1 protein-coding gene is annotated in these 1088 nt (G+C 65.1%); it reads left to right on the top strand.

Going from position 1 to position 1088, the window contains the following annotated elements:
• Positions 1 to 3: 3 nt before the first annotated feature.
• Positions 4 to 1086 (top strand): branched-chain amino acid ABC transporter substrate-binding protein, encoded by a 1083-nt coding sequence (locus tag AC3WQY_RS24555; protein WP_492711223.1) that lies wholly within the window; start codon positions 4 to 6, stop codon positions 1084 to 1086.
• Positions 1087 to 1088 lie beyond the last annotated feature (2 nt).

Raw genomic sequence — 1088 nt, forward strand, 5'->3', positions numbered from 1 at the left:
GCGATGGCGCAAGACCTGGTCGTGAAGATCGGCCACGTCGGCCCCACCAGCGGCGCGATTGCCCACCTGGGCAAGGACAATGAGTTGGGCGCGCGCATGGCCATCGATGAGCTGAACGCCAAGGGCGTCACCATCGGCGGCAAGAAGGCCAAGTTCGAACTGCTGGCCGAAGACGACGCGGGCGACCCGAAGCAGGGCACGGCCGCGGCCCAGAAGCTGATGGACTCCAAGGTCAACGGCGTGATCGGCCACCTGAACTCGGGCACCTCGATCCCCGCGTCCAAGGTGTATAGCGACGCTGGCGTGCCGCAGATCAGCCCCTCGGCCACCAACCCCAAGTTCACCCGCAACGGCTACAAGACCGCTTTCCGCGTGGTGGCCGACGACGTGCACCTGGGCGGCACGCTGGGCAAGTACGCCGTGAAGGAACTCAAGGGCCAGTCGATCGCCGTGATCGATGACCGCACCGCGTACGGCCAGGGCGTGGCCGACGAGTTCGAAAAGGGCGTGAAGGCCTCCGGCGGCAAGGTCGTCGGTCGCGAATTCACCAACGACAAGGCCACGGACTTCACCGCCATCCTGACCTCCTTGAAGGCCAAGAAGCCCGATGTGGTCTTCTTCGGCGGTATGGATGCGGTGGCCGGCCCGATGCTGCGCCAGATGAAGCAGCTGGGCATCGAAGCCAAGTTCATGGGCGGCGACGGCATCTGCTCGGGCGAACTGCCCAAGCTGGCCGCGGGCACCATGGGCGACGGCCAGGTGGTGTGCGCCGAGGCCGGCGGCGTGGAAGGCGAATCCAAGAAGTCGATGGAAGGCTTCAAGGCCAAGTTCAAGGAAAAGTACAAGGTGGACGTGCAGATCTACGCCCCCTATGTGTATGACGCCGTGAACGTGATGGTGGCGGCGATGGTGAAGGCCGGCTCGGCCGAACCTGCCAAGTACCTGCCGGTGCTGGCCAAGACCGACGGTTACAAGGGCGTGACCGGCACGATCGGCTTCGACGGCAAGGGCGACATCAAGAATGGCGCGCTGACCCTGTTCACCTACAAGGGCGGTGCGCGCGAGCAGATCGCCGTGGTGCGCTAAGC

This window comes from Roseateles sp. FW301-B2 (assembly GCF_058788955.1).

What these genes read in the sequence shown, in the direction of transcription:
- AC3WQY_RS24555 (WP_492711223.1), top strand. Translation starts at nt 4, where the DNA reads ATGGCGCAAGACCTGGTCGTGAAGATCGGCCACGTCGGCCCCACCAGC.